This window comes from Colwellia sp. MEBiC06753 (assembly GCF_053470325.1).
In genome coordinates, this window is sequence record NZ_JBQMTM010000010.1 from 113,824 (window position 1) to 136,800 (window position 22,977).

Below are 22,977 nucleotides of genomic sequence, written 5' to 3' on the forward strand. Positions count from 1 at the left end.
CGATTGCTAGATGAAAAAGCAATATTTTTTCGATTGAATAACTGTCAGCTTTATTTACAGAATATAATCTCTTATTGCCTGTTTTTATGTAATTTGTTGTAATTTAAAGCTTTTTGTATTCGGTATGATTTTTGCTTACTTGTTTGTGTTAGATGTAAGTAGTTAAAAGGAAAGTAGTTTTGAAGTCTGTAATTGGAAGTTTGTTGTTATTTCTGGTTGCCCCTATTGCGAGTGCGAACCTGTTAGTTAACGGTAGCTTTGATGAAACCGGAAGTCCGTTAGAGTTTAAAAGTATTGCAAACGCTCATAATCTAGGTCCAGATACGGAACGATATTTAGATACGCTAGATGAAACCAAAAATTGGGGTATTTTTACAGGCATTCCTGGCTGGCAGGTTGTGCAAGGTAGCTATATTGAAGTATTGCATACTGGAGCAAATACCGACGGCCTTGAAGAAGGCGCTACAGGAGCCACTGGTGACGTAAAAGCACACTCTGAAGGCTTGTTTGTAGAGCTTGATTTAGATGAAGAATTGAATAACCAGACAGGTAAGGTTAATGCGGCAATTGGTCAAACATTGCTTAATTTGATGGTTGGTGAATTGTATGAAATTGTTTTTTACTATCAGCCTCGCACAACTTTGGAAGATGACAATGGCATTGCGCTGAGCTGGTTTGACGGTGGATTAGATAACTACCCTCCGACAGAAACTGTACTTACGGTAGATGGTCAAGCTGATTCATGGAAGTCTCGTGATGATCTTGACGATAATGGTTGGGCTAGGTTTTCTGCAGAAGTAGAAGCTACTAGCGCTACAATGTCAATTGCTTTTACAGGCCTAGGCGGTGTAAATGGTCGTGGCGGCTTTATTGATACGGTAAGTGTTACAAAAGCGGCTGTTCCTGTTCCTGTACCCGCAACATCGATTTTACTACTAACATTAATTCCTTTGATGCTTCGTAAAAGAAGGTAGCACTGAGTTTAAAGTTGAAAAAGGGTAAGCTAATAGCTTACCCTTTTTTTGTGCATAACCTATTTAATTTAAAGATTTTTCGCTATAAAGTGGTTTACTACTTGATCAGCTATTCTAATTTGATTATTTACCTGCTCATTGTATGAACGTGAACATTTTCTACACAGCAAACAAGACATATTCATAATGCAAAACTTGAAGTTATTTAAAGTTCCTAAAAACTTTAGGGGTAGGAATGTATTTATTGTACAACTGTGGTGGTTAGTACAAGCAACACTATTTGCAGGTTCACCCCAATTTATGTATCGGTGGCGCGCTTTTTTATTACGTCTTTTTGGTGCTCAAATTGGTAAAAACGTTATTATAAGACCTAGTGTCAAAGTGACTTACCCATGGAAATTAATCATAGGTGACAATGCCTGGGTAGGTGACGAAGTCAATTTATATACCTTGGGTGAAATAACAATTGGTAAAAATGCGGTTGTTTCGCAACGCAGCTATTTATGTACAGGGAGCCATGATTATCAAAGTCCATCGTTTGATATCTATGCCAAACCTATCAACATCAAAGATGGAGCGTGGGTTGCTGCAGACGTATTCATTGCTCCTGGCATTACTGTAGGTAAAGGTGCTGTTATAGGTGCAAGGAGCTCCGTTTTTACTGATATGCCGGCTGAAATGGTCTGTATGGGAAACCCTGCAAAAGTCGTAAAGGGTAGAGCTGTAAAGTGATAATGTTGTTGTTGAGCTCGAATTATGCTCCAGAACTAACGGGTATCGGAAAATATAATGGTGAATTTGTTGCTGCACTTGCAAAAAGGCAGATCAAATCACTTGTTGTTACCGCGCCGCCTTATTACCCGGAATGGAAGCGTCATCAAGGGTTTACCAATTGGTGGTCTACCGCCAAAGGATGTGAATACGCGACGATATATCGCTGCCCTATTTACGTACCTAACAAGCTTTCGACTATCAAGCGTTTGATCCATCTCGCAAGCTTTAGCGTGAGCTCTTCGCTACGTTTGTTGACGCTGCTGAGAAAAAGGCCTGACGTGGTATTTGTTGTTCAACCAACCTTATTTTGTGCCCCAGTAGCCTTGCTTTTTAGTAAATTAACCGGTGCCAAGTCTGTAATGCATATCCAGGATTTTGAAGTCGATGCGATGTTTGGTTTAGGCATGAGTCAAAGTTCGCTGTTGAAGCGTATTGCAGTGTATATTGAGTCGTTTCTACTAAAGCGTTTTGATGTCGTATCATCGATCTCTTACAGTATGCTCGAACGGGCAAAATCAAAAGGCGCATCTGACAATCAACTACATTTATTTCCTAATTGGGCAGATCTTAACTTCGTTACGCCCGAGGTTTCGGGTGATAAATTACGCGCTCAATGGGGCTATTCGCCGGATGACTACATTGTTTTATATTCGGGTAATGTTGGCGAGAAACAGGGATTAGAAATTATTCTTGAAGCTGCTTCAGCGTTGACCGCAGATAAACAGCTGAAGTTTATTATTATTGGCAATGGAGCTAACCGAGCACTTTTAGAACAAAAGGCGAAAAGTCAGGGGCTGGTTAATATCGAGTTTAAGCCGTTGCAGGCTTGGGAATTGATGCCTGAAATTTTGGCAATGGCTGATTTGCACCTTGTCGTGCAAAGATGTGGTGCTGCTGATGCTGTGTTACCGTCAAAACTAACGAATATTCTTGCCGCTGGTGGTCATGCACTGGTAACGGCTGAACCTACTACTGAACTAGGGAAAATAGCCGCTCGGCATCCGGGTATCTACCATTGTATTGAACCCGAAAATAGTAAATTATTTATTAAGACGATTACTGATTTGGTGAGCGAAGGGAAAAAAACAAATAATTCAATAGCACGAGAGTACGCTATTAACCATATGGATCTGGAGCATATTTTGGAAGCGTTTTTGCAAAAAGTATCATCTATTAAATAGCTTCCAATGATAATAGAATTCAAAATAACGAAAAAGTAATAAAAAATGGAAAGAAAAAAGGCATTTATCACTGGTATCACAGGTCAAGATGGTTCATATCTTGCCGAATTTTTATTAGAAAAAGGCTATGAAGTTCATGGCATTAAACGTCGAGCTTCTAGTTTCAATACCGAGCGTATTGATCATATATACCAAGATTTGCATAAGGAAGATAAACGATTTTTCTTACACTATGGTGACTTGACGGACACCTCAAACTTGACGCGATTATTAGCCGATATTAGACCGGATGAAGTTTATAATTTAGGGGCGCAAAGTCATGTGGCAGTTTCGTTCGAGTGCCCTGAGTATACTGCTGATGTTGATGCCATTGGCACTTTACGTTTATTGGAAGCTATTCGATTTTTAGGATTAGAAAAGAAAACACGTTTTTATCAGGCGTCGACTTCAGAGCTTTATGGTTTGGTTAAAGAGACCCCGCAAACAGAAGAAACGCCGTTTCACCCTCGCTCACCTTATGGTGTTGCAAAAATGTATGCTTATTGGACCGTGGTCAACTTTAGAGAAGCATACGGCTTTCATGCAAGTAACGGTATTTTATTTAATCATGAGTCTCCACGTCGGGGTGAAACCTTTGTGACGCGTAAAATTACTCGAGGCCTTGCCAATATCGCACAAGGCATAGATAAATGTTTATATTTGGGCAATATGGATGCTTTGCGAGACTGGGGGCATGCCCGTGACTATGTCAAAATGCAATGGCTGATGCTACAACAAGAGCAACCGGATGATTTTGTTATCGCTACTGGAGTTCAGTATTCAGTGCGACAATTCGTTGAATATGCAGCCAAAGAGCTGGGCATTTTAATTGAGTGGCAAGGTAATGGCGTGAATGAGCAAGGCGTTGTAAAAGCGATAACCGGAAAAGAAGCGCCGGCGCTTTCAGTCGGCGATATTATTGTACAAGTGGATGAAAAGTACTTTAGGCCGGCAGAAGTTGAAACATTACTTGGCGACCCTACTAAAGCGAAAGAAAAATTGGGCTGGCAACCTGAAACTAGTTTTGAACAAATGGTAATAGAAATGGTGCAGCATGACTTAGCTATAGCCAAGCAACATGCGCTACTAAAGAAAAATGGCTTTGATGTAAATATGGCAACAGAGCGTTAGTATGGCAAATAAAAGAGTATTTGTTGCTGGTCACCGTGGAATGGTTGGCTCTGCGATTGTCAGGGAGCTTGCTAAGGATGCCAGCATCGACATTATAACCGCTGAACGGCAGTCTATTGATTTAACCGAGCAGGCGGCGGTTTTCGATTTCTTTAAACAACAAAAAATTGATCAAGTGTATCTCGCTGCCGCTAAAGTGGGTGGGATTTACGCTAATAATACTTATCCTGCAGAGTTTATTTATCAAAATTTAGCTATTCAAAATAATGTCATTCATGGAGCCCATCTTGGCGATGTTAACGAGTTGTTGTTTTTAGGCTCGTCTTGTATCTATCCCAAACAGGCGAGTCAACCTATGGCTGAGTCGGCATTACTGACAGGACCACTCGAGCCGACAAATGAACCTTACGCTATCGCTAAAATTGCCGGCATAAAAATGTGTGAGTCATATAACCGGCAATATGGTCGGCATTACCGAAGTGTGATGCCCACTAACCTGTATGGAGCTAATGATAATTATCACCCCGAAAATTCGCATGTTATTCCTGGGCTAATTCGCCGATTCCATTTAGCTAAGTTGAATAATGAACCGAGCGTGGTCGCATGGGGAACAGGCACACCTAAACGTGAATTTCTTTATGTTGATGATATGGCTAAAGCTTCTGTATTTGTAATGGGGCTTGATGAGCAAGTCTATCAGGCTAATACTTCAGCTATGCTAAGTCATATCAATGTTGGTACCGGTGAAGACTGCTCTATCAAACAGTTAGTCGAAACTATTGCACAGGTGGTTGGTTATCAAGGAAAAATTGAGTTTGATACCACAAAACCTGACGGAACACCGCGTAAATTAATGGATGTTTCTCGCTTAGCGTCTTTAGGGTGGCGTTATCAAATATCGTTAACGGAAGGGTTAACTAAAAGTTATCAGTGGTATATCGATAATATCGATAACGCTAGAACTGCTTAAAAGTTTAATAGGCACTCTAACAAACCAGAGGTTAATAAGCATTTTTGTTCACGAATCCTGTAAATAGCGTTTGAATGAGAATGCGAATATCAAACAGCAGTGACCAGTTTTGAATGTAATATAGATCGTACTCGACCCGTTTTTCCATTTTAACTAACGTGTCAGTTTCACCACGCCAGCCATTAACTTGTGCCCAGCCAGTGATGCCTGGCTTTACCTTATGGCGCAACATATAGCCACCAATCATCGAACGATATTCTTCATTATGCTCTACAGCATGAGGCCTTGGTCCAACAAGCGACATATCACCTAAAATAACATTGAATAATTGTGGTAGTTCATCCAACGAGGTTTTGCGAAGGAAACCGCCAATAGAAGTAAAGCGCGCATCAAATTTGGTGGCTTGCGCTAATTTCTCAGATTGTTTAGCAACAAGTTGCATGGTTCGAAACTTGTAAATATTGATTTGTTTACCATCAAGACCATAGCGTTTTTGTTTGAAAATTATCGGGCCTGATGAAGTCAACTTAACTGCGATGGCGATTATCGCCATCGGAATGACAGCGAATGGCAATATTAAGGATGTTAATACAATATCTTCAACGCGCTTAACGGTTTTGCTGAACCCTTCAAACGGTGAATCAAAAATACTGAGCGTTTGCATGGTGCCTATATGCTGCCACCTAGCTCGAAGTAAATTATAAATAAAGAAATCAGGAATAATATGTACTGTCGCTGTGGTATCACTAAATCCTTGTAAAATAGTGGCTATTCTTTCTTCGGCCTTCATTGGTAGCGCAATATACACCTGACTAATGTTGTCGGATTTTTTTACATATTCGATTGCGTCATTAATTGAACCAAGTAGTTGTGTGTGAGCAATGTCAGGCAGCCTTTCAGCGCTGCGGTCATCGAAAAAGCCTTTCAAGTTTAACCCCAGCTCAGGGTTAAGCTTTATTTGTTCGGCAAGCTTTACGCCAGAAGGGGTAGCGCCAACGATGACAACTTGTCTTAAATTTATCCCTGTTCGACGAAACTTAAATAAAATAGCCCTAAAAATAATACGCCATACATTTAACGTAACCAAAGTAACGACAAACCAAATGCCAATGGCAAGGCGGGAGTATATAACACCTGTTTTCGTAAAATATGCCAATGTAATTAATATGACGCAGCACAAAGACCAAACCAAACTGGTGTAACTGATCATGGTAAAGGTGGTTGAAGTTCGCCACGAACGATAAAGTTCAAATGACTGACTAAAGAATAAAAAAGAGATGAGGCTGATGAGCAAAACAGCTAGATAATAAATATCTACATCAATGGCCATTACCTGCATTGTTGCAATAAATAACAAGGTAATAATGACAATATCTATCGCGCGATAAATTGCCGAAAAACTACTGTGTATAGTGTTAAGTAATCCGCTGTACATGTTAGATTCAATCTTGATTTTATTGGCACTTCGCTAACATTTAGCAATAAGCCGCCATTATAGGGTTAAAACTTTCTATAAATCAAAAAGATAAGGAAAATAAATTTTAATTAATCTTCGGCATATGTTGCTTTAATTATAGGCATTTGTTTCGTATAATAATTTTTCTACGTGCGGCTGTAATAACGATAAAAATTAAAGTTAAGGGATGACCATGCACTCACTTTCAAAAGCACTTTGCTATAGTGCCTTTTTTACTTCACTTGCTCATGCTGCCATTGTTGATGATGACGATCGGCAAGATAAAGCTATACAACTCTCAGGTGGGCTGCTTACCCCTACGTTCAAACTTTATCAGCGCTATGATGGTAACGTGGCTAGCAGCGATGTTGAAGAAGTAGACTCATGGATGACTATTTATCAGCCGCATTTAAGCTATACCCGAGAATTTGGCGAATTTGGCAAGCATAATATTCAACTTGACTATATTCTGGCACATGGTGCTTATCATGCAAGTGATGAAGATACTTATACCGATCATGATATTTCAGGTAATTTAAATTACGAAATCAATAACCGTCATCGAGTGCAGGTAGAAGCCGGATATATTGATGGTCATGATGAACGTGGTAGCCGATTTTCTATAGGGAACGGTAACGAATTAACAGAACCTGATACCTATGAGCAGCTATATGCTAACTTAACTTATAAATTTGGCGTTATTGATGCAGATGTTCGATTTAACCTTGAATATGGCTTTTTAGATAACGCCTATGATAGTCGCTATATTACAGATGCAGACGGAAACCGTATTGATCGTACAAAAGAGCGTGATAGAGCGTCAGACCAATTATCGGGTACCGTATTTTATAAAATTGGTGCTGTAACTGACTTAACCATTGAAGCCCGTCGACTAAATGTCGATTATGACTACACGGCTTTGCCACAAAACGAATTATCGAGTATCGAAAATCAATATATGCTCGGGGTTAGGTGGGAAGCAACAGCGCTTACTACCGGTTACGCTAAAATTGGCTATAAAGAAAAACGCTTTGATTTATCTAGTCGTGAAGATCATACAGGTTTTGAGTGGGACGTTTCGGTGAAATGGGAACCTAAAACGTATTCTTATTTTAAACTGGCAACGGGCCGTTCAACACAAGAAACAAATGGTGAAGGCTTCTTTATTCCTGGACAAAGCGGTTTAGGGTATTACGTAATTAATACAAACTATTCATTAGCTTGGGTTCATGACTGGAATAACCGACTTTCAACACAGCTTTCTTATGACATTGATGAAAATGTTTACCAAGGTGATATTGGCAAATTGCGCACCGATGATAATGATGGTTTTGTGGCAACGGCTTATTACGATATGAATTATTGGTTAAGCTTTACTTTGGAATATGTAAATAACCGCCGTGACAGTACCCGAAATAATTTAGATTATGATAGAGACTTAGTCACTTTAGGTGTTCGGATTGCGTTGAAATAATGACTAGATTATTTGGGATTTTTATTTCGTTATTAATGGGGTTGTCGGCAATAACAAATGCAGAACCGGCAACTGACTATCAGCTAGGCTCTGGTGATACCATAAAAATAACTGTTTTTGGCCAAGCTGATTTATCGATGGAAACATTGATTGATGACAGCGGCAAAATGGAATACCCATTTTTGGGGCAAATTCAAGCAACTGGTAAAACGCTCGCTCAATTACAAAATGATATATATAGTGGTTTAAAAGGGGATTACTTAGTAAACCCCAATGTCTCGGTCACTATCGTTGAATATCGACCTTTCTTTATAGATGGCGAAGTAGAAAAGCCTGGCGCCTATGCGTTCCAGCCAGGCTTAACCGTAAGTAAAGCTGCGGCATTAGCGGGCGGCTACACTGAGCGGGCGTCATTGTCGAAAATTTTTATTGTTAGAAGTAACGATACTGAGCAAAAAATGGTTAATGTTAAGGGTAGTGAGCTGGTTCAACCCGGCGATATCATTACGGTCCGTCAAAGTTACTTTTAGAGTCCCCAATGTCGACAGTAGTAAATCAATATAATAATAACGAACAAGATCTTCATTACTATCTACGCATATTAAATCGCTATCGTTGGCGAATTTTAAGTTTAGCCATTGTTTTAACGCTTTTTGCTGCGGTGATTACTTTCACCATTGTGCCAATATATAAAGCTTCGGCAACGTTACTTATCGAGGCAGAGCAAGCCAATGTTGTCTCAATTGAAGAAGTTTACGGCATTGACTCTGGTCGCCAAGAATACTTTTACACTCAGTTTGAAATTTTAAAATCTCGGCAAATCGCCAAGCGAGTCGTTGAAAAATTAAAATTAGCCACACATCCAGAATTTCAACAAAAGCCAGAAACATCATTTTCACCGATAAACTATATCAAATCCTTGTTAGCGATTAATGTCGGTAAAAAGCGCGAATATAGTGCCAAAGAGCTACAAGAAATTACGACAAGAGCTGTGGTGAGTGACTATATGTCGCGATTGACCATTGCCCCTATTCGTAGCACTCAATTGGTCACCATTGCTTTTGAAGCAAGTTCCCCAGAGCTTGCTGCGAAAATAGTGAATACCCATGCGGAGGTTTATATAGAAAACTATTTAGAATCGCAATTGATGATGACAGAGCGGGCATCGAGCTGGCTAAATGAGCGTTTAAATATTCTTAAACAAAAACTGGAAGAATCTGAAAACAGCTTGTTGGCTTACCAAAATCAAGAAAGCTTGGTGGACATTGGTGGTGTTAAAAGTATTGAAGCAAAAGAGCTGCAAGAATTAAATCAACAGTTATCAAATGCTCGTCAACGCCTAAGAGAAAGTGAAAACTTATACAACTTAATTAACGATAATAAAGGTAAGCTTAATGCGCTGATGGCGCTACCTGAAGTACTAAACCACCCGTTAATTGAAGCGGTTAGCCAAGCCGTACAGCGTAGCAATAATAAAATATCGGAATTAAAAGGTATTTATGGGCCTAAACATCCGATCATGCTTGCGGCTGAGTTAGAGCTTAACTCTGCTCGTGATAATTTAGCGGATCAAGTAGAGCTATTGGCTAACGGTATCAGTAACGAATATGCGAAAATTGCCAAAGACGTTGAAAATCTTGAATTGGCAATTGCAGATAAGGGGAAGCGTTATCGTGAACTTTCTCGTTTAGATAGCCGACAACAAGAATTAAAGCGTGACGTAGAAACCAATCAGCAATTATACAATGCTTTTTTTACGCGCTTTAAAGAAACCAAAGAAGTTGGGGAGTTTGAATCTGCAAACGCCAGAGTTATCGACCCTGCCTTACCACCAAGTTTGCCTCATAGTCCGAAGAAAAAGTTAATCATTGGCTTAACCTTTATGTTGAGTTTAATCTGTGGTGTTGGATTAGTTTTATTATATGACTTTTTAAATGACGGTATTCGTTCCGTAGATGATATTGAACAAAAGCTGAATCAGCGCATGTTAGGGCTATTACCTAAACAAAAACAACTCAAAAAGTCTGGTTTACCGCTAAGACATTATTTTGATGTAAAGCAGCACGCATTTAGTGAGTCAATTAGAACGCTGCGTACAAGTTTACTATTACTTAATATTGAAAAAAGCCCTAAAGTGATTTCGGTCACATCCTCTGTGCCGGGAGAAGGCAAAACGACAGTATCCATTAACCTTAGTTTCGCGTTGAGTCAGCTAGAAAAAGTATTATTAATTGATGCCGATATGCGTAGACCATCGGTAGCTAAAGCCTTTAAGTTACCTGCTTATCAAGAAGGACTCTCTAATATCTTATCTGGCACTCATAATGTGGAAGAGTGCATTGTGCACGATGAAGAGTCTGGTATTGATATTATTTCCGCTGGTAGCTTACCTGCTAACCCTCAAGAACTCTTAGCGTCTGTAGCGCTAAAACAACTTATCGAGTCATTAAAGCCACAATACGATCGTATTATTATTGATACGGCGCCTACGCAAGCCGTAAGTGATGCGATGATTATCTCGAAAAATGCTGACAGTTTGATTTATGTCGTGAAAGCCGAAAGCACACGTCAACGAATGATTAAGCAAGGGCTATCACGTTTAGCTGCGATGTCGGCCAGAATCGATGGTATCGTATTGAATCAGGTGGATCTGGATAAAGCCGCAAAATATGGTGATTATCATGGATATTATGATCAGTATGGTTATAACAATTTGGTTGAAGAAAGCCCTAGCCGCGACTAATGCTGATTAAGAGAGCTTAAGTCATGTATGATCTGCACAGTCATATACTTCCAGCGATTGACGACGGTGCTCAATCGATAGATGACACAGTGGCACTTTTAACCGCTGCCGTCAAAGATGATATTAGTCATTTAATTTGTACGCCGCATATTCAATTGGGGCGATTTGATAATTCGTTGAGCAGTATCGGTCAAGTGTTTGAACAGGTGTCTCAACATCCTGCAGTAAAAGCGTTACCTATAACGCTATCTTATGCGGCTGAAGTTCGAATTTGCCCAGAAATAATGCTCTTGGCTAAACAGCAAAAACTCCCTTTTGTCGGCCATTGGCAGCAAATGGATGTATTATTACTAGAACTTCCCCATAGCCATATTCCACCTGGTACCGAGCAGTTGATTAAGTGGCTAATTAATCACAATATTATGCCAATGCTTGCACATCCAGAGCGCAATAGAGATATACAGGCGGATTATAATAAGTTCAATTTACTGGCTAAATCAGGCTGTTTATTTCAACTGACCGCATCATCGATTATTGGAGATTTCGGCGAACTGGCTCAAAAGGTAGCTACGCGAATTATTGCGCAAGAAAAGGCGACAATTGTCGCTTCAGATTGCCATAATATTAAGCGTCGGCCACCGAAAATGAGTGAGGCCTTTAATTATGTTTCAAGGCACTTTTCCTCAACTCAAGCTGAGTTATTGTTTAAGCAAACTCCTAAACAAATAGCGGAACGCAAGTTTCATGGTTAACGCTAAAGGTTGGCGAATAATTGCTGCAATAGCTGGGATTATCTTATGTTATTTAGCTTATATCGCATTTAATCATAGTGTGGCTAATTTGCGATATCGTACTGCTTATAACCTCATTGAAAAGTGGCGATTAAATACTGAACTGCCATCAGATGAAGAGCTCAATTTAGCCTACGAGCAGATCCAACAGGCTAACGCTTTACACCCCAAAAATCCTCATTATTTGATCACGAAAGGTTTGGTCTTGGAGTGGTATGGCATTGCACACCAAGATCTAACACGATGGCAAGAGGCTAAATTATATTATTTGCAGGCAACGGCATTGCGTCCGACCTGGCCTGTAACCTGGGCAACATTAGCAATTTTAAAATGGCGACTTGAAGAAATTGATCAACAGCTTTTGGAATATTTAACGCGAGCGAATCAGTTTGGTCCAGCTAGACTTGAGGTTCATGAAGCGTGGATAGAAATAGGCTTTCATTTGTATCGTACAAGGCATCCTCTTACTGCAAAGGTAATAACAGCAGTGCGCAGTCATCTCAACGCTATGTTAAGTAGTACAGACCCTGAGCGTAGACAATCTGCTATACATATAATAGAGCGTCACGCTATGTTTAAACAGGTATGTAGCTGGATTCAATTTAGCCAAGAGATAAATGAACAAATAAAGCAAGAAGTTTGCGAACTTGGCTAGCGTAGCTAACTAACATTATTACGGTGCAACAGTTACGGTGCAGGTATTCTACTGAATTATTTAACTTACTTTACCAACCTATTACAAACTGCGTCAGTTTTCGCCGTTACTTCGAATTCCGTAACTTGTGTTAATTTAACGGATTGACACATTCTCATAATTGGCAATGCTTATATTAACCTTGTTCAGTTATTGCTTTTATTGTATTGCGATTAAATCAAGTGATTAATTCGAACGAAACTTAGATAGCGAAGATCAACACGCTCTAATAATAAGAGATGTTAAATGAAAGAGTTAATAATTATATTGGGTGTTATAAGTGTCATTAAATAGGTCATCTCTAAGATCATTAAAAATGACGTCTGAGCATACGATATTGAGAAGTGAGTAGCATGATTGAACTGAGTCTAGCAGCCTTTCTGGCGGTGAAAACAAGTCGAACAGTCCGGTACTTTCGTCGATGCAGTCTAATTCATAGCTGTTGCTGGTTTCAAAACTAAAAGTATTCTCTAAACAATTAATAAACTGTGTTCTATTTGAAGGAATGCTTCCATATAAGTGTTGGAACACCAAATCAGTGTGATCTACTAGTTTAAGAGAAGCATTTACAAAGCTTTCTTTAGTGTGTTTATAGGTAGTTTCTTCCAAAATATTATCGGCTTCACTCATTATTTTTTTAGTTCTTGTAACGTAAACAGGAAAATAACTCTACTCGAGTATATCTTGTAAAAAGCTCCTCTTGTACATACTTTTTATATTCTGAATCATCGTATTTACTCAAGTAGGACAGTGTATTTTTGCGTTGTTAATATTACACGAATTTCGTTACTAGGGGCGATCCCCAATCAAACGTGGCTACTTTTTAAAATGAAATTAATGGAAAATTGAGGTGGTCCTAGTTGACCTTGGTCGGGATTGGCGACTTATCTGGTAAAACAGAAAATAGTGAGTGGTCATTCACCATCTAACCCACGTATTTAGTGGAGATGGTGGCCCCACCTGGACTTGAACCAGGGACCTACCGATTATGAGTCGGGTGCTCTAACCAACTGAGCTATAGGGCCACATTTTTAAAGCTTGGACTTGCTTTTCTACTCTTACCACTTAAGCCCACTCATTATGAGTCGGGCGCTCTAACCAGCTGAGCTATAGGGCCATTTGGGATTGCTTGAATAGCGCTGATACGCGTCATTCGACTAAGCGGGGGCAGTATAAGCATTTTTTATTTTATTGTCACCACTGTCTGCTGAAATTTTTACTAAACTCAAACTGATAGCTTAATTCTTGCGCAAAAGGGTAAGTTGTTAAGTTATTGTGCTAACTCGTTCCAAATTTATTAGTACTATAATTTTCTAAGAATGGACGATTTATTTAGCGGAAGGTTAGGAGGGAATGTGCGTAAGTTTTTAACTATCTTAATGCTAGTTTTTCCTTGCTCTTTGCTATTTGGCAATGACGATTTTAAAATTACTTGGTTAATTTCGGATTCGCCACCATTTAATATTTCATCACCCGGTCCGTTATACAATAAGGGTATATGTGATGGCGTGGTTAACGAAGTTATTGCTGCGATGCCAGATGTTGAATTTGAGCTACTGTCACTGCCTCAGCCTAGAGTTTCAAAAGTAATGGATGAAGGAGAAAAAGTGTTTTTTCCTTGCATGATCCATCGTTCGCAAAATAATGCCAGAGCAAGTTACTCAACACCGATGATGCTTTACCCTCCTTTTGTCATTATTACTTTGGCTAATACAGCTAAACATATCATTGATAAGTACTCAGATTCTGTTGATTTAACTCAGCTAATGAACGATGAAAGCTTTCAGTTTGGTTATGGCTCGGGGCGCCGGTTTGACGATAATATTCAGAGCATTGTTGAACAAAGTCTTGCTTATAAAAAAGCGGCAATAAGTTATAACTCTGAAGGTGCTATGAGCTCTTTAGTGCAAATGATGAGTAAAGATCGTGTCGACTACATCATTGATTACCCGTCAAATATTCAATATTTCAATACAATCTACGATAGCAGTTTAGTGGCAATTAGCATTAAGCAAACCCAAGGTAAGGTGATAAAAGGGGCTATTGGTTGTGCGAGTCAGGCGGTTGATAATTTTGCGGGAAAAGCGATTGCGTTAATTAATAAAGCGCTCTATGACAAGGTGTTAACGAACCCTTCATATGTCGAGCATTTATTATTCTGGATGGCGTCAACCGTGCCTAATTATCAAGCGCTTTACCAAACGTTGATAGTGCAGGAATCGAATGACCAAGTACAATTGGCGTTGAAAAAGTGAACAGTTTTAGTGTTGTTAATACAGGCAAATAAAAAAGCAGCCATTTGGCTGCTTTTTTATTATTTGATAATAGCTAATCACTATTTTATTCGCAGAGTCGAGTCTACTCGCCGTCTAAGAAGCTCTTTAATTGCTCTGAGCGAGAAGGGTGGCGAAGTTTACGCAATGCTTTCGCTTCAATTTGACGAATACGCTCACGAGTAACGTCGAATTGCTTACCAACTTCTTCTAACGTGTGATCAGTATTCATATCAATACCGAAACGCATACGTAGAACTTTAGCTTCTCGGGCTGTTAAGCCAGCTAATACTTCATGCGTAGCATGCTTTAAGTTTTCTGACGTTGCAGAATCTACCGGCAATTCACCACTACCATCTTCAATAAAGTCACCTAAGTGCGAATCTTCATCGTCACCAATTGGTGTTTCCATTGAAATTGGCTCTTTAGCAATTTTTAATACCTTACGAATTTTATCTTCAGGCATTACCATACGTTCTGCTAATTCTTCAGGTGTCGGTTCACGACCCATTTCTTGAAGCATTTGGCGAGAAATACGGTTTAACTTGTTAATGGTTTCAATCATATGAACAGGGATACGAATGGTGCGCGCCTGATCTGCAATTGAACGGGTAATTGCTTGACGAATCCACCATGTTGCATAAGTTGAGAACTTATAACCACGGCGATATTCAAACTTATCAACCGCTTTCATCAAACCAATATTACCTTCTTGGATTAAGTCCAAGAACTGTAAACCACGGTTGGTATACTTTTTCGCAATTGAAATAACTAGACGCAAGTTAGCTTCAACCATTTCTTTTTTCGCACGGCGTGCTTTTGCTTCACCGATAGACATACGACGGTTGATGTCTTTAATACCATGTACGTTTAAGAAGGTTTCATCTTCAAGTTGCTTAAGTTTTAAGATGCTACGTTCAACATCTAATTCAACATCGCTAAGTTTTGCTGAATATGGCTCGCCCGCAGTTTTTTGTGCTTCGAACCAGTCTTTACAGGTTTCATTACCTGGGAAAACTTTGATAAATGTTGCTTTTGGCATACCAGCACCAACAACACAGTGCTTCATGATTAAACGTTCTTGAACACGTAATCTGTCCATTACGTCACGCATGTTTTTCACTAAGCGATCGAATACTTTTGGTACTAAACGGAATTCTTTGAATACTTCAGCTAAAGAGTCAACAGCAGCTTGTGCATCTTTATGACCACGGCCCTTAGCATCAATCACTTTATTGGCGGCTTCATAAGCAGCACGAAGCGCATCAAATTTTTCTTTTGCTAACTCTGGATCTGGACCAGTATCTTCAGCTTCTTCACTGTCATCTGAACCGTCATCATCGTCATCTTCTAAATCTGAATCTTCGTCTTCTAACTCTTCATCTGAAAGTTCTGAACCAATATGTGTTGCCGCTGCAGCTACATCATCATCTTCAGCATCAGGATCAAGGAAACCAACGATAATGTCGCTTAAACGAATTTCTTCGGCGACAAAGTTGTCCCATTGATCAAGTAAATAGTTAATTGCTGGTGGGTACTCAGCAACACTACGTTGTACTTCTTTAATACCTTCTTCAATACGTTTGGCGATGACAATTTCGCCTTTACGAGTTAATAGTTCAACTGTACCCATTTCACGCATGTACATACGTACTGGGTCAGTGGTGCGACCTATTTCACTCTCTACGGTAGCAAGCGCTTGTGCAGCAGCTTCTGCGGCATCTTCATCCGTGTTCGCTTCGCTCATCATTAAGGTATCGGCATCAGGTGCGTTTTCAAAAACCTGAATACCCATATCATTGATCATGCGAATAATGTCTTCAACTTGATCAGAATCGATAATGTCTTGAGGGAGATGATCGTTAACTTCGGCAAAAGTTAAATAACCTTGTTCTTTACCTTTGGTTATTAACTCTTTAAGTCTAGATTGTGGGGCTTGATCCATCGACGAATGTCCACCTATTAATGGCTATCAAAATTAGAACAGTAAGCAGTAAATTTTAGCAAGATGGCGATAAAATTGCCAGCTATTTAAAATTTATCTTAATGCTCTAGCGTGTATATTTGTTATTGAGTTTGTTCGCGTAGCAAGGCCTGCAGTTCACGTTTTTCATCTACTGTCAGCTGATTTAAACGTGCTTTTTGTAGCAAAAATTCAGTGCGTTGCTCTACCAGTGTATTAAGTAGTTTTTCTATGCTATCGAGAAAAACATCTTCAGCATGCTCAGCTTCAATTTGGTGTTCCCAGCAAAGCAGTTTAGCAAGTTGTTTACCTTCTTCGCGATCTCGGAATAACTCAATTATTTGTCCACTCTTTATATCGGGATGATGTGTACAAATTGCAAGCACTTCATTAAATAAACTTACACCAGGAAGTTCCAAATGAGCTAAAACATCGTGGTTTGGTAAGCTTTGAGCAAGCGTTGGATTTTCCAATAATAAAGCTATTGCAAGCCTAGTTGGGGTTGCTCTTGTCGGTTTGCTTGTCGCTTTTTTGGCAGTGTTGTTTGATGTTTGTTGCAGTTGTTTTACTAAATTTTCACCACCAGTACCGTAATTATTGGCTAACTCGTTAATCAGCGATTCTTTTAGAATACTTGCCGGTAGCTTGATTAAATATGGCTGAAATGCTTCTGCAAGCGCGGCTTTGCCCTCAAGACTAGTCATATCGACTTGCGACATTAAGTTTTCCAGTAAAAACTTCGATAATGGCTGTGCTTGATCTAATATGGCTTCGAAGGCTTGCTGCCCCTGCTGGCGAATAAGTGAATCAGGATCTTCACCATCAGGCAAAAACACAAACTTTAACGATAAGCCATCGCGAATAAATGGTAGCGCATTATCCATTGCTCGCCATGCAGCTTCTCGGCCTGCCCGGTCGCCGTCGTAACAACAAATCACTTCATTAACCGTGCGAAACAGCGTTTGAATTTGTTCGGCAGTGGTTGAAGTACCTAGTGAGGCCACCGCATAATCAACACCGTGTTGTGCTAAGGCAACAACATCCATATAACCTTCAACTACGACTAAGCGGGTTAAATTTTTATTAGCCTGTTTAGCTTCAAATAAGCCGTAAAGCTCTTGGCCTTTATGATAAATACGAGTTTCTGGTGAGTTTAAGTATTTAGGTGTTCCGTCTTGTAATACGCGGCCACCAAAACCAATGACACGGCCGCGCTTGTCGCGAATAGGGAACATAATACGGCCACGGAAACGATCGTAAGGGCGACCTTTGTCACCTTCAATTGCCATACCTAAATCAACTAATTGTTTAGATATTTGCTGATTATGGGCAAAGGCGTTCATTACGCCATCCCAGTTGTCACTGATATAACCTATACCAAAGCGTTTGGCGATTTCGCCACTTAAACCACGACCTTTGAGGTAATCGATGGCCACTTGCTTGTCTTGGGCAACTCGCAACTGTTGCTGATAAAACCGAGAAATTTGTTCCATCAGCAAATAATCATCTTGCTTTTGCTGCTGTGCTTGCTGGTATTTTCGTTGCTGCTCTGGCGTTTGTGTTTGTTCTTCACGCTCAACAGTCATACCGTTAATTGATGCTAGCTCTTCAATGGCATCGACAAAGTCAAGGCGATCATATTCCATTAAAAAGGAAATGGCATTGCCGTGCTCGCCACAACCAAAGCAATGGTAAAACTGTTTGTCAGGACTGACGCTAAATGATGGCGACTTTTCCGTATGAAATGGACAGCAGGCTTGGTAATTTTTACCGGCTTTTTTTAGGGTCACGCGTGAATTAATTAGCGAGACTATGTCAGTACGAGCTAATAGGTCATCGATAAATTGTCGGGAAATAAGTCCAGCCATAACTGTGGTTTTGTGCTCGAAAATTAGGGAAATAAAAGTTAGTTATCGAAAGTTATCGAAAGTTATCGAATTGACAGAATTCGGACGAAGTATTCTGACACAAAAAAACCGCGATGCCAAAGGCACCACGGTTTTATTTTTCAGCGCATTTCTAGGTTAAATATTTAACCGGTATTATGCGTTTAATGCTGCTCGTACTTTACCACTAACGGCGCCCAAATCAGCTTTGCCTTGCATTGCTGGTTTTAATACGGCCATTACTTTACCCATGTCAGCCATTGAACTGGCTTCAACATCGGCTATGGTAGCAGAAATCATTTGTTCGATTTCTGCATCGGTAAGGGGTGTCGGTAAAAATGCTTCTAATGCTTCAACTTCTGCTGCTTCATTAGCGGCTAACTCTTCACGACCACCTTCGGTGTACATGACAATTGACTCTTTACGTTGTTTAACCATTTTGGTTAACACCGCAATAATTCCGGCATCATCGAGCTCGGTTTTATTGTCAATCTCAGCTTGTTTTATTGCTGAAATAGCCATACGAATTGCCCCAAGTTTAATTTTTTCCTTGGCGCGCATTGCGTTTTTCATTTCATCTTTTAATTGAACAAGCAAACTCATGCTAAAGCCTCAAGCAAGTGAACTAATTACTGACTAAGCAGTGATTAGTACATACGAATACGACGAGCGTTCTCGCGAGATACTTTCTTAGCTGCGCGCTTAACTGCTGCTGCTTTTTTACGCTTACGTTCCCAAGTCGGCTTTTCGTATGACTCGCGACGACGTACTTCTGAAAGGATTCCTGCTTTCTCACAAGAACGTTTGAAACGACGTAAAGCTACGTCAAATGGTTCGTTTTCTCTTACTTTAATTACTGGCATGTTGCCTCTTACCTTAATATATCTATATAAATCGACAAATGTTTTTGGCTTTACTCTTACAGCTTACTGCCTAACATCCGCCCGCTCTATCTCAAAAATGGGTGCAGCATTCTATTCCGATGAAAACGGTTTGTAAAGTTAAATATCAGCATAACATAAAGAAAGCGCGTGATCTCTTATAGCTTCGCAGGTAAAATCGCCGCCATTGAAAATAGTGAGTGGTTAATTATGCGTATTTTAGGTATTGAAACGTCTTGTGATGAAACAGGTATTGCGATTTATGATGAAAATAATGGCATCTTATCGCACCGCTTATATAGTCAAATTGCCGTTCATGCTGACTATGGCGGAGTAGTGCCTGAACTAGCCTCGCGCGATCATGTGCGTAAAACCATTCCACTAATAAAAGAAGTACTAGCCGATGCTAATTTAACACCACAAGATTTAGATGGTGTTGCTTATACTGCGGGTCCAGGTTTAGTTGGAGCATTATTAGTTGGTTGCTCAATTGGTAGAAGCCTTGCTTATGGCTGGGATTTACCGGCCGTACCCGTTCATCATATGGAAGGGCATTTATTAGCACCAATGCTGGAAGATGACGTGCCAGAATTTCCATTTATCGCGTTGTTAGTCTCCGGTGGTCATACTATGTTGGTGCGCGTTGACGGTATTGGCGAATATGAAATGCTGGGAGAGTCAGTCGATGATGCAGCTGGTGAAGCGTTTGATAAAACTGCCAAGTTGTTAGGTTTAGATTATCCAGGCGGCCCAGTGCTGGCGAAAATGGCAGAAAACGGCACGAAAGGGCGATTTAAATTTCCAAGACCAATGACCGATCGCCCAGGTTTAGACTTTAGCTTTAGTGGCTTAAAAACGTTTGCTGCCAATACCATTGCTAACGAAATTACTTCTGCAGAAAGTAGTGAGCAATCTATCGCGCAGACCAAAGCCGATATCGCTTATGCGTTCCAAGAAGCTGTGGTTGATACTTTGGCAATTAAATGTCGCCGTGCATTAGAACAATGTGGTTTGCAGCGATTAGTGATTGCTGGTGGCGTTAGCGCTAATACATCTTTACGCGAAAAGTTAGATAACGTGACGAAGAAACTTGGTGGTAAGGTTTATTACCCACGCCCTGAATTTTGTACTGATAACGGCGCGATGATTGCTTTTGCTGGTATGCAGCGATTAAAAGCAGGGGTATTTGCTGACTTAACATTTAAAGCAACACCACGTTGGCCGCTTGATACACTGCCACCAGTGTAACGCCGCCAGTATAACGCAACCAGTATAAGGTTACCTTTAAGGTTAATAATCTAGAAGCGTGAAATTTTAGGCTCAGTACCTTTAATTAAACGAATAATGTTGTCTTTATGGCGCAATATAATCAATGTTGACAACATAAAGACCGCATAGACATATACTGGTTTTAACAGCCATACATAAAGTGGTGCCACAGAAACGGTAACAATAGCGGCAAGGCTAGAATAGCGCGTGCTTTTAGCGACGATAAACCAGGTCAGTATTAGCAACAGACCTAAATCAAGCCCGATTGGCAGTAACACGCCATAGGCAGTAGCAACTGCTTTTCCCCCTTCGAATTGAAAAAAAATCGGGAACATGTGGCCAATACAGGCTGCTACGGCAACTACACCTAGCCACAGCGGATCTACACCTAAAAAATAAGCGCCCCATACCGGTAACGTGCCTTTTAATACATCGAATAGTAATACGGTTGCCGCTGTCGCTTTATTGCTGATGCGCAAGACATTGGTCGCACCTGGGTTTTTTGAGCCAGTTTCCCGAGGATCGGGTAAATTGAGTAGACGACAAATCAGTATGGCGCTAGAAATAGACCCTACTAAATAAGCAAAAATTACCATCGCAATAGTAATAAACATGTCGTCCTTTGGTGGTGTTTGATGATTGCCCGCTCATTCTAGCCGTTATTCCACTGGTTTTTCTAGACCTTGAAAGGTAAACTCGCGATTTAGTTTCACTTAAGTTTTAGTAAGCGCGTAACTTTTACTGCGCAGTCAAAGGAAATTGCTTTGGATAAAGTATTTATAAATGGCCTTAGCATTCAAACCACCATAGGTTTTTTTGAGTGGGAAAAGCAAATCAAGCAAACGCTGGTCATTGATGTAGAAATGGCATGGGACATTAAACCCGCTGCAGCTAATGACGAACTTGATAAAACCTTAGACTATGCTGACATTTCAGTTGCTATCGAAAAATTTGCCAATAATAATTCGGTAGACTTATTAGAAACTCTTGCTGAGCGTATGGCAGCGTTTTTAATGCAGCAATATCATATCCCTTGGCTTAAATTAACCATTGGCAAACCAGGCGCAGTGCATAATGCGGCAACGGTTGGCGTGCAAGTTGAACGTGGTCAATTGAGCTAATGGCGATTATCTATATATCGCTTGGTAGTAATATCGAGCGTGAAAAATATGTTATCAAAGGCTTAGACGATTTACAGGCAGCATTTGGCACATTGGAAGTTTCTTCATTGTATGCTTGTGAAGCGGTAGGTTTTGACGGACCCGAATTTTATAACTTAGTAGTTAAAGCCAATACGACAATGTCGTTAGATGAGGTTGCCAATTGTCTTCGTAATATTGAATATAGTAATGGTCGCAGTCCAACTTCCGTTAAATATAGCCCGCGGACATTGGATTTAGATTTACTACTGTTTGATGACGTTATCACCGATTCTCCCGCGCAAATTCCTCGTGATGAAATACTCACCAGTGCCTTCGTGCTTTGGCCACTAGCTGAAATTGCCCCCGAATTAATTCATCCCGTAACACAGCAAAGTTATCAAACATTATGGCAAGCGTTTGATAAATGCAGCCAAGTTATCAAACAGTTGCCATTAACCTGGCAGCCCAATTAGGAATATAACAATAGCGTTATGGATATTATCGACATTATTTTTCTCGCCCTAATTCAAGGGCTCACCGAGTTTTTACCTATATCAAGTTCTGCTCATTTAATATTGCCATCGCAATTGTTGGGTTGGCAGGATCAAGGCTTAGCTTTTGATGTTGCTGTTCATGTCGGTTCATTGTTAGCGGTGATGATTTATTTCCGTGAAGAAGTGGGTCGCATGTTTATGGCTTGGCTCAATACCTTTAAAGGTGAGCGCAGTAACTTTGATGGTAAGCTTGCTTGGTGGATATTCTTTGCCACTATTCCGGCGGGCTTGTTTGGCTTATTTGGTAAAGACTTTATTGAACATTACTCACGCTCTATTTTAGTGATAGCCGGCACAACGTTACTTTTTGGTGTTTTACTCGGTTTTGCTGATATTAAAGCTAAACAGAACGTTTCCATTGAAAAGCTTGGATTTAAGGGCGCAATGTATATTGGTTTAGCCCAAGCAATTGCCATTATTCCGGGAACGTCGCGTTCAGGTATCACCATGACCATGGGCTTAATGCTGGGCTTAAGCCGAGAAAATGCCGCGCGTTTTTCTTTCTTATTATCTATTCCTGCTATTGCCATGGCGGGAAGTTATCTGACCTTCAAGCTTATTAGTGAAGCAGCACAGGTTGACTGGCAAGCCATGGGCTTAGGTACTTTACTGTCTTTTATCAGCGCCTATGCCTGTATTCATTATTTTCTCATTCTAATTAACAAATTAGGCATGATGCCATTTGTGATTTATCGCTTAGCACTAGGCGTGGCGTTACTGCTATTTGCCTTTGCTTAACCGCGGTTAACTCTGAGTTTTCGGCAATGGTATCGCAACGGCAA

At 40.2% G+C, this 22,977-nt stretch carries 21 protein-coding genes and 1 tRNA gene; 15 read left to right on the forward strand and 7 right to left on the reverse strand.

Features of this window, described 5'->3' with window-relative positions; translation table 11 throughout:
• Positions 1 to 179: 179 nt before the first annotated feature.
• The 5 genes from ACOB82_RS09700 to fcl all read left to right on the forward strand — a co-directional run bounded on the left by ACOB82_RS09700 (position 180) and on the right by fcl (position 5,069).
• Positions 180 to 974 (forward strand): hypothetical protein, encoded by a 795-nt coding sequence (locus ACOB82_RS09700; RefSeq protein WP_448212786.1) that lies wholly within the window; start codon positions 180 to 182, stop codon positions 972 to 974.
• 186 nt (positions 975 to 1,160) lie between these two features.
• Entirely contained in the window at positions 1,161 to 1,706 is a 546-nt protein-coding gene (locus ACOB82_RS09705) for a WcaF family extracellular polysaccharide biosynthesis acetyltransferase (RefSeq protein WP_448212787.1), read from the forward strand.
• A 2-nt stretch (positions 1,707 to 1,708) separates the two neighbouring features.
• Positions 1,709 to 2,929 carry a WcaI family glycosyltransferase gene (locus tag ACOB82_RS09710; protein ID WP_448212788.1) on the forward strand — a complete coding sequence of 407 codons (1,221 nt, stop codon included), beginning with the start codon at positions 1,709 to 1,711 and terminating at the stop codon, positions 2,927 to 2,929.
• 45 nt (positions 2,930 to 2,974) lie between these two features.
• Entirely contained in the window at positions 2,975 to 4,099 is a 1,125-nt protein-coding gene (gene gmd / locus ACOB82_RS09715; RefSeq protein ID WP_448212789.1) for a GDP-mannose 4,6-dehydratase, read from the forward strand.
• Between the two features lies 1 nt (position 4,100).
• Entirely contained in the window at positions 4,101 to 5,069 is a 969-nt protein-coding gene (fcl, locus tag ACOB82_RS09720; protein WP_448212790.1) for a GDP-L-fucose synthase, read from the forward strand.
• Between the two features lie 31 nt (positions 5,070 to 5,100).
• Here fcl and ACOB82_RS09725 read toward each other — a convergent pair whose 3' ends face one another.
• Positions 5,101 to 6,504, reverse strand: coding sequence for an undecaprenyl-phosphate glucose phosphotransferase (locus ACOB82_RS09725; RefSeq protein ID WP_448212791.1), 1,404 nt, complete (start codon positions 6,502 to 6,504; stop codon positions 5,101 to 5,103).
• A 214-nt stretch (positions 6,505 to 6,718) separates the two neighbouring features.
• On the opposite strand from ACOB82_RS09725, the gene ACOB82_RS09730 reads away from it, so the two are divergent.
• The 5 genes from ACOB82_RS09730 to ACOB82_RS09750 are packed head-to-tail and all read left to right on the forward strand — an operon-like array spanning position 6,719 to position 12,188.
• A complete protein-coding gene (locus ACOB82_RS09730) occupies positions 6,719 to 7,999 on the forward strand; it encodes an outer membrane beta-barrel protein (RefSeq protein ID WP_448212792.1) in 1,281 nt (426 codons plus the stop codon).
• On the forward strand, positions 7,999 to 8,529 hold the full coding sequence (locus tag ACOB82_RS09735; protein WP_448212793.1) for a polysaccharide biosynthesis/export family protein: 531 nt from the start codon (positions 7,999 to 8,001) through the stop codon (positions 8,527 to 8,529). The genes ACOB82_RS09730 and ACOB82_RS09735 overlap by 1 nt, the downstream gene beginning before the upstream one ends.
• A gap of 8 nt (positions 8,530 to 8,537) precedes the next feature.
• Positions 8,538 to 10,742, forward strand: a complete 2,205-nt coding sequence (locus ACOB82_RS09740) for a GumC family protein (protein ID WP_448212794.1) — start codon at positions 8,538 to 8,540, stop codon at positions 10,740 to 10,742.
• 23 nt (positions 10,743 to 10,765) lie between these two features.
• Entirely contained in the window at positions 10,766 to 11,494 is a 729-nt protein-coding gene (locus ACOB82_RS09745) for a tyrosine-protein phosphatase (RefSeq protein WP_448212795.1), read from the forward strand.
• Positions 11,487 to 12,188, forward strand: a complete 702-nt coding sequence (locus ACOB82_RS09750; RefSeq protein ID WP_448212796.1) for a VpsP family polysaccharide biosynthesis protein — start codon at positions 11,487 to 11,489, stop codon at positions 12,186 to 12,188. Before ACOB82_RS09745 ends, ACOB82_RS09750 begins: the two co-directional genes overlap by 8 nt.
• Positions 12,189 to 13,175: 987 nt before the next feature.
• On the opposite strand, the gene ACOB82_RS09755 is transcribed toward ACOB82_RS09750, so the two are convergent.
• Positions 13,176 to 13,252 (reverse strand) — tRNA-Ile (locus ACOB82_RS09755).
• A gap of 330 nt (positions 13,253 to 13,582) precedes the next feature.
• Between ACOB82_RS09755 and ACOB82_RS09760 the strand changes: the two genes are divergently transcribed.
• A complete protein-coding gene (locus ACOB82_RS09760) occupies positions 13,583 to 14,482 on the forward strand; it encodes a hypothetical protein (protein ID WP_448212797.1) in 900 nt (299 codons plus the stop codon).
• 103 nt (positions 14,483 to 14,585) lie between these two features.
• Here ACOB82_RS09760 and rpoD read toward each other — a convergent pair whose 3' ends face one another.
• The 4 genes from rpoD to rpsU form a co-directional block, all read right to left on the reverse strand.
• Positions 14,586 to 16,445, reverse strand: coding sequence for an RNA polymerase sigma factor RpoD (gene rpoD, locus ACOB82_RS09765; RefSeq protein WP_448212798.1), 1,860 nt, complete (start codon positions 16,443 to 16,445; stop codon positions 14,586 to 14,588).
• Between the two features lie 122 nt (positions 16,446 to 16,567).
• Positions 16,568 to 18,331 (reverse strand): DNA primase, encoded by a 1,764-nt coding sequence (gene dnaG, locus ACOB82_RS09770; RefSeq protein WP_448212799.1) that lies wholly within the window; start codon positions 18,329 to 18,331, stop codon positions 16,568 to 16,570.
• A gap of 174 nt (positions 18,332 to 18,505) precedes the next feature.
• Positions 18,506 to 18,952: a GatB/YqeY domain-containing protein gene (locus tag ACOB82_RS09775; protein ID WP_448212800.1), complete on the reverse strand. Its 447-nt coding sequence runs from the start codon at positions 18,950 to 18,952 to the stop codon at positions 18,506 to 18,508.
• A 44-nt stretch (positions 18,953 to 18,996) separates the two neighbouring features.
• The gene (rpsU, locus tag ACOB82_RS09780) at positions 18,997 to 19,212 is read right to left on the reverse strand and encodes a 30S ribosomal protein S21 (protein ID WP_184420901.1); all 216 of its coding nucleotides are present in this window, start codon (positions 19,210 to 19,212) and stop codon (positions 18,997 to 18,999) included.
• Positions 19,213 to 19,440: 228 nt separating this feature from the next.
• Here rpsU and tsaD point away from each other — a divergent pair, with 228 nt between their 5' ends.
• On the forward strand, positions 19,441 to 20,478 hold the full coding sequence (gene tsaD, locus ACOB82_RS09785) for a tRNA (adenosine(37)-N6)-threonylcarbamoyltransferase complex transferase subunit TsaD (protein ID WP_448212815.1): 1,038 nt from the start codon (positions 19,441 to 19,443) through the stop codon (positions 20,476 to 20,478).
• Positions 20,479 to 20,528: 50 nt separating this feature from the next.
• Here the strand turns inward: tsaD and plsY are convergent, their stop codons facing one another.
• A complete protein-coding gene (gene plsY, locus ACOB82_RS09790; protein WP_448212801.1) occupies positions 20,529 to 21,113 on the reverse strand; it encodes a glycerol-3-phosphate 1-O-acyltransferase PlsY in 585 nt (194 codons plus the stop codon).
• A gap of 150 nt (positions 21,114 to 21,263) precedes the next feature.
• Between plsY and folB the strand changes: the two genes are divergently transcribed.
• From folB to ACOB82_RS09805, 3 genes are read left to right on the forward strand one after another with little or no spacing between them, the layout of a single operon-like run.
• Positions 21,264 to 21,620, forward strand: a complete 357-nt coding sequence (gene folB, locus ACOB82_RS09795) for a dihydroneopterin aldolase (protein WP_448212802.1) — start codon at positions 21,264 to 21,266, stop codon at positions 21,618 to 21,620.
• Positions 21,620 to 22,114 (forward strand): 2-amino-4-hydroxy-6-hydroxymethyldihydropteridine diphosphokinase, encoded by a 495-nt coding sequence (gene folK / locus ACOB82_RS09800; RefSeq protein ID WP_448212803.1) that lies wholly within the window; start codon positions 21,620 to 21,622, stop codon positions 22,112 to 22,114. The genes folB and folK overlap by 1 nt, the downstream gene beginning before the upstream one ends.
• 18 nt (positions 22,115 to 22,132) lie before the next feature.
• Complete coding sequence (locus ACOB82_RS09805) at positions 22,133 to 22,933, forward strand: undecaprenyl-diphosphate phosphatase (protein WP_448212804.1); 801 nt, start codon at positions 22,133 to 22,135, stop codon at positions 22,931 to 22,933.
• The last annotated feature ends 44 nt before the right edge of the window (positions 22,934 to 22,977 follow it).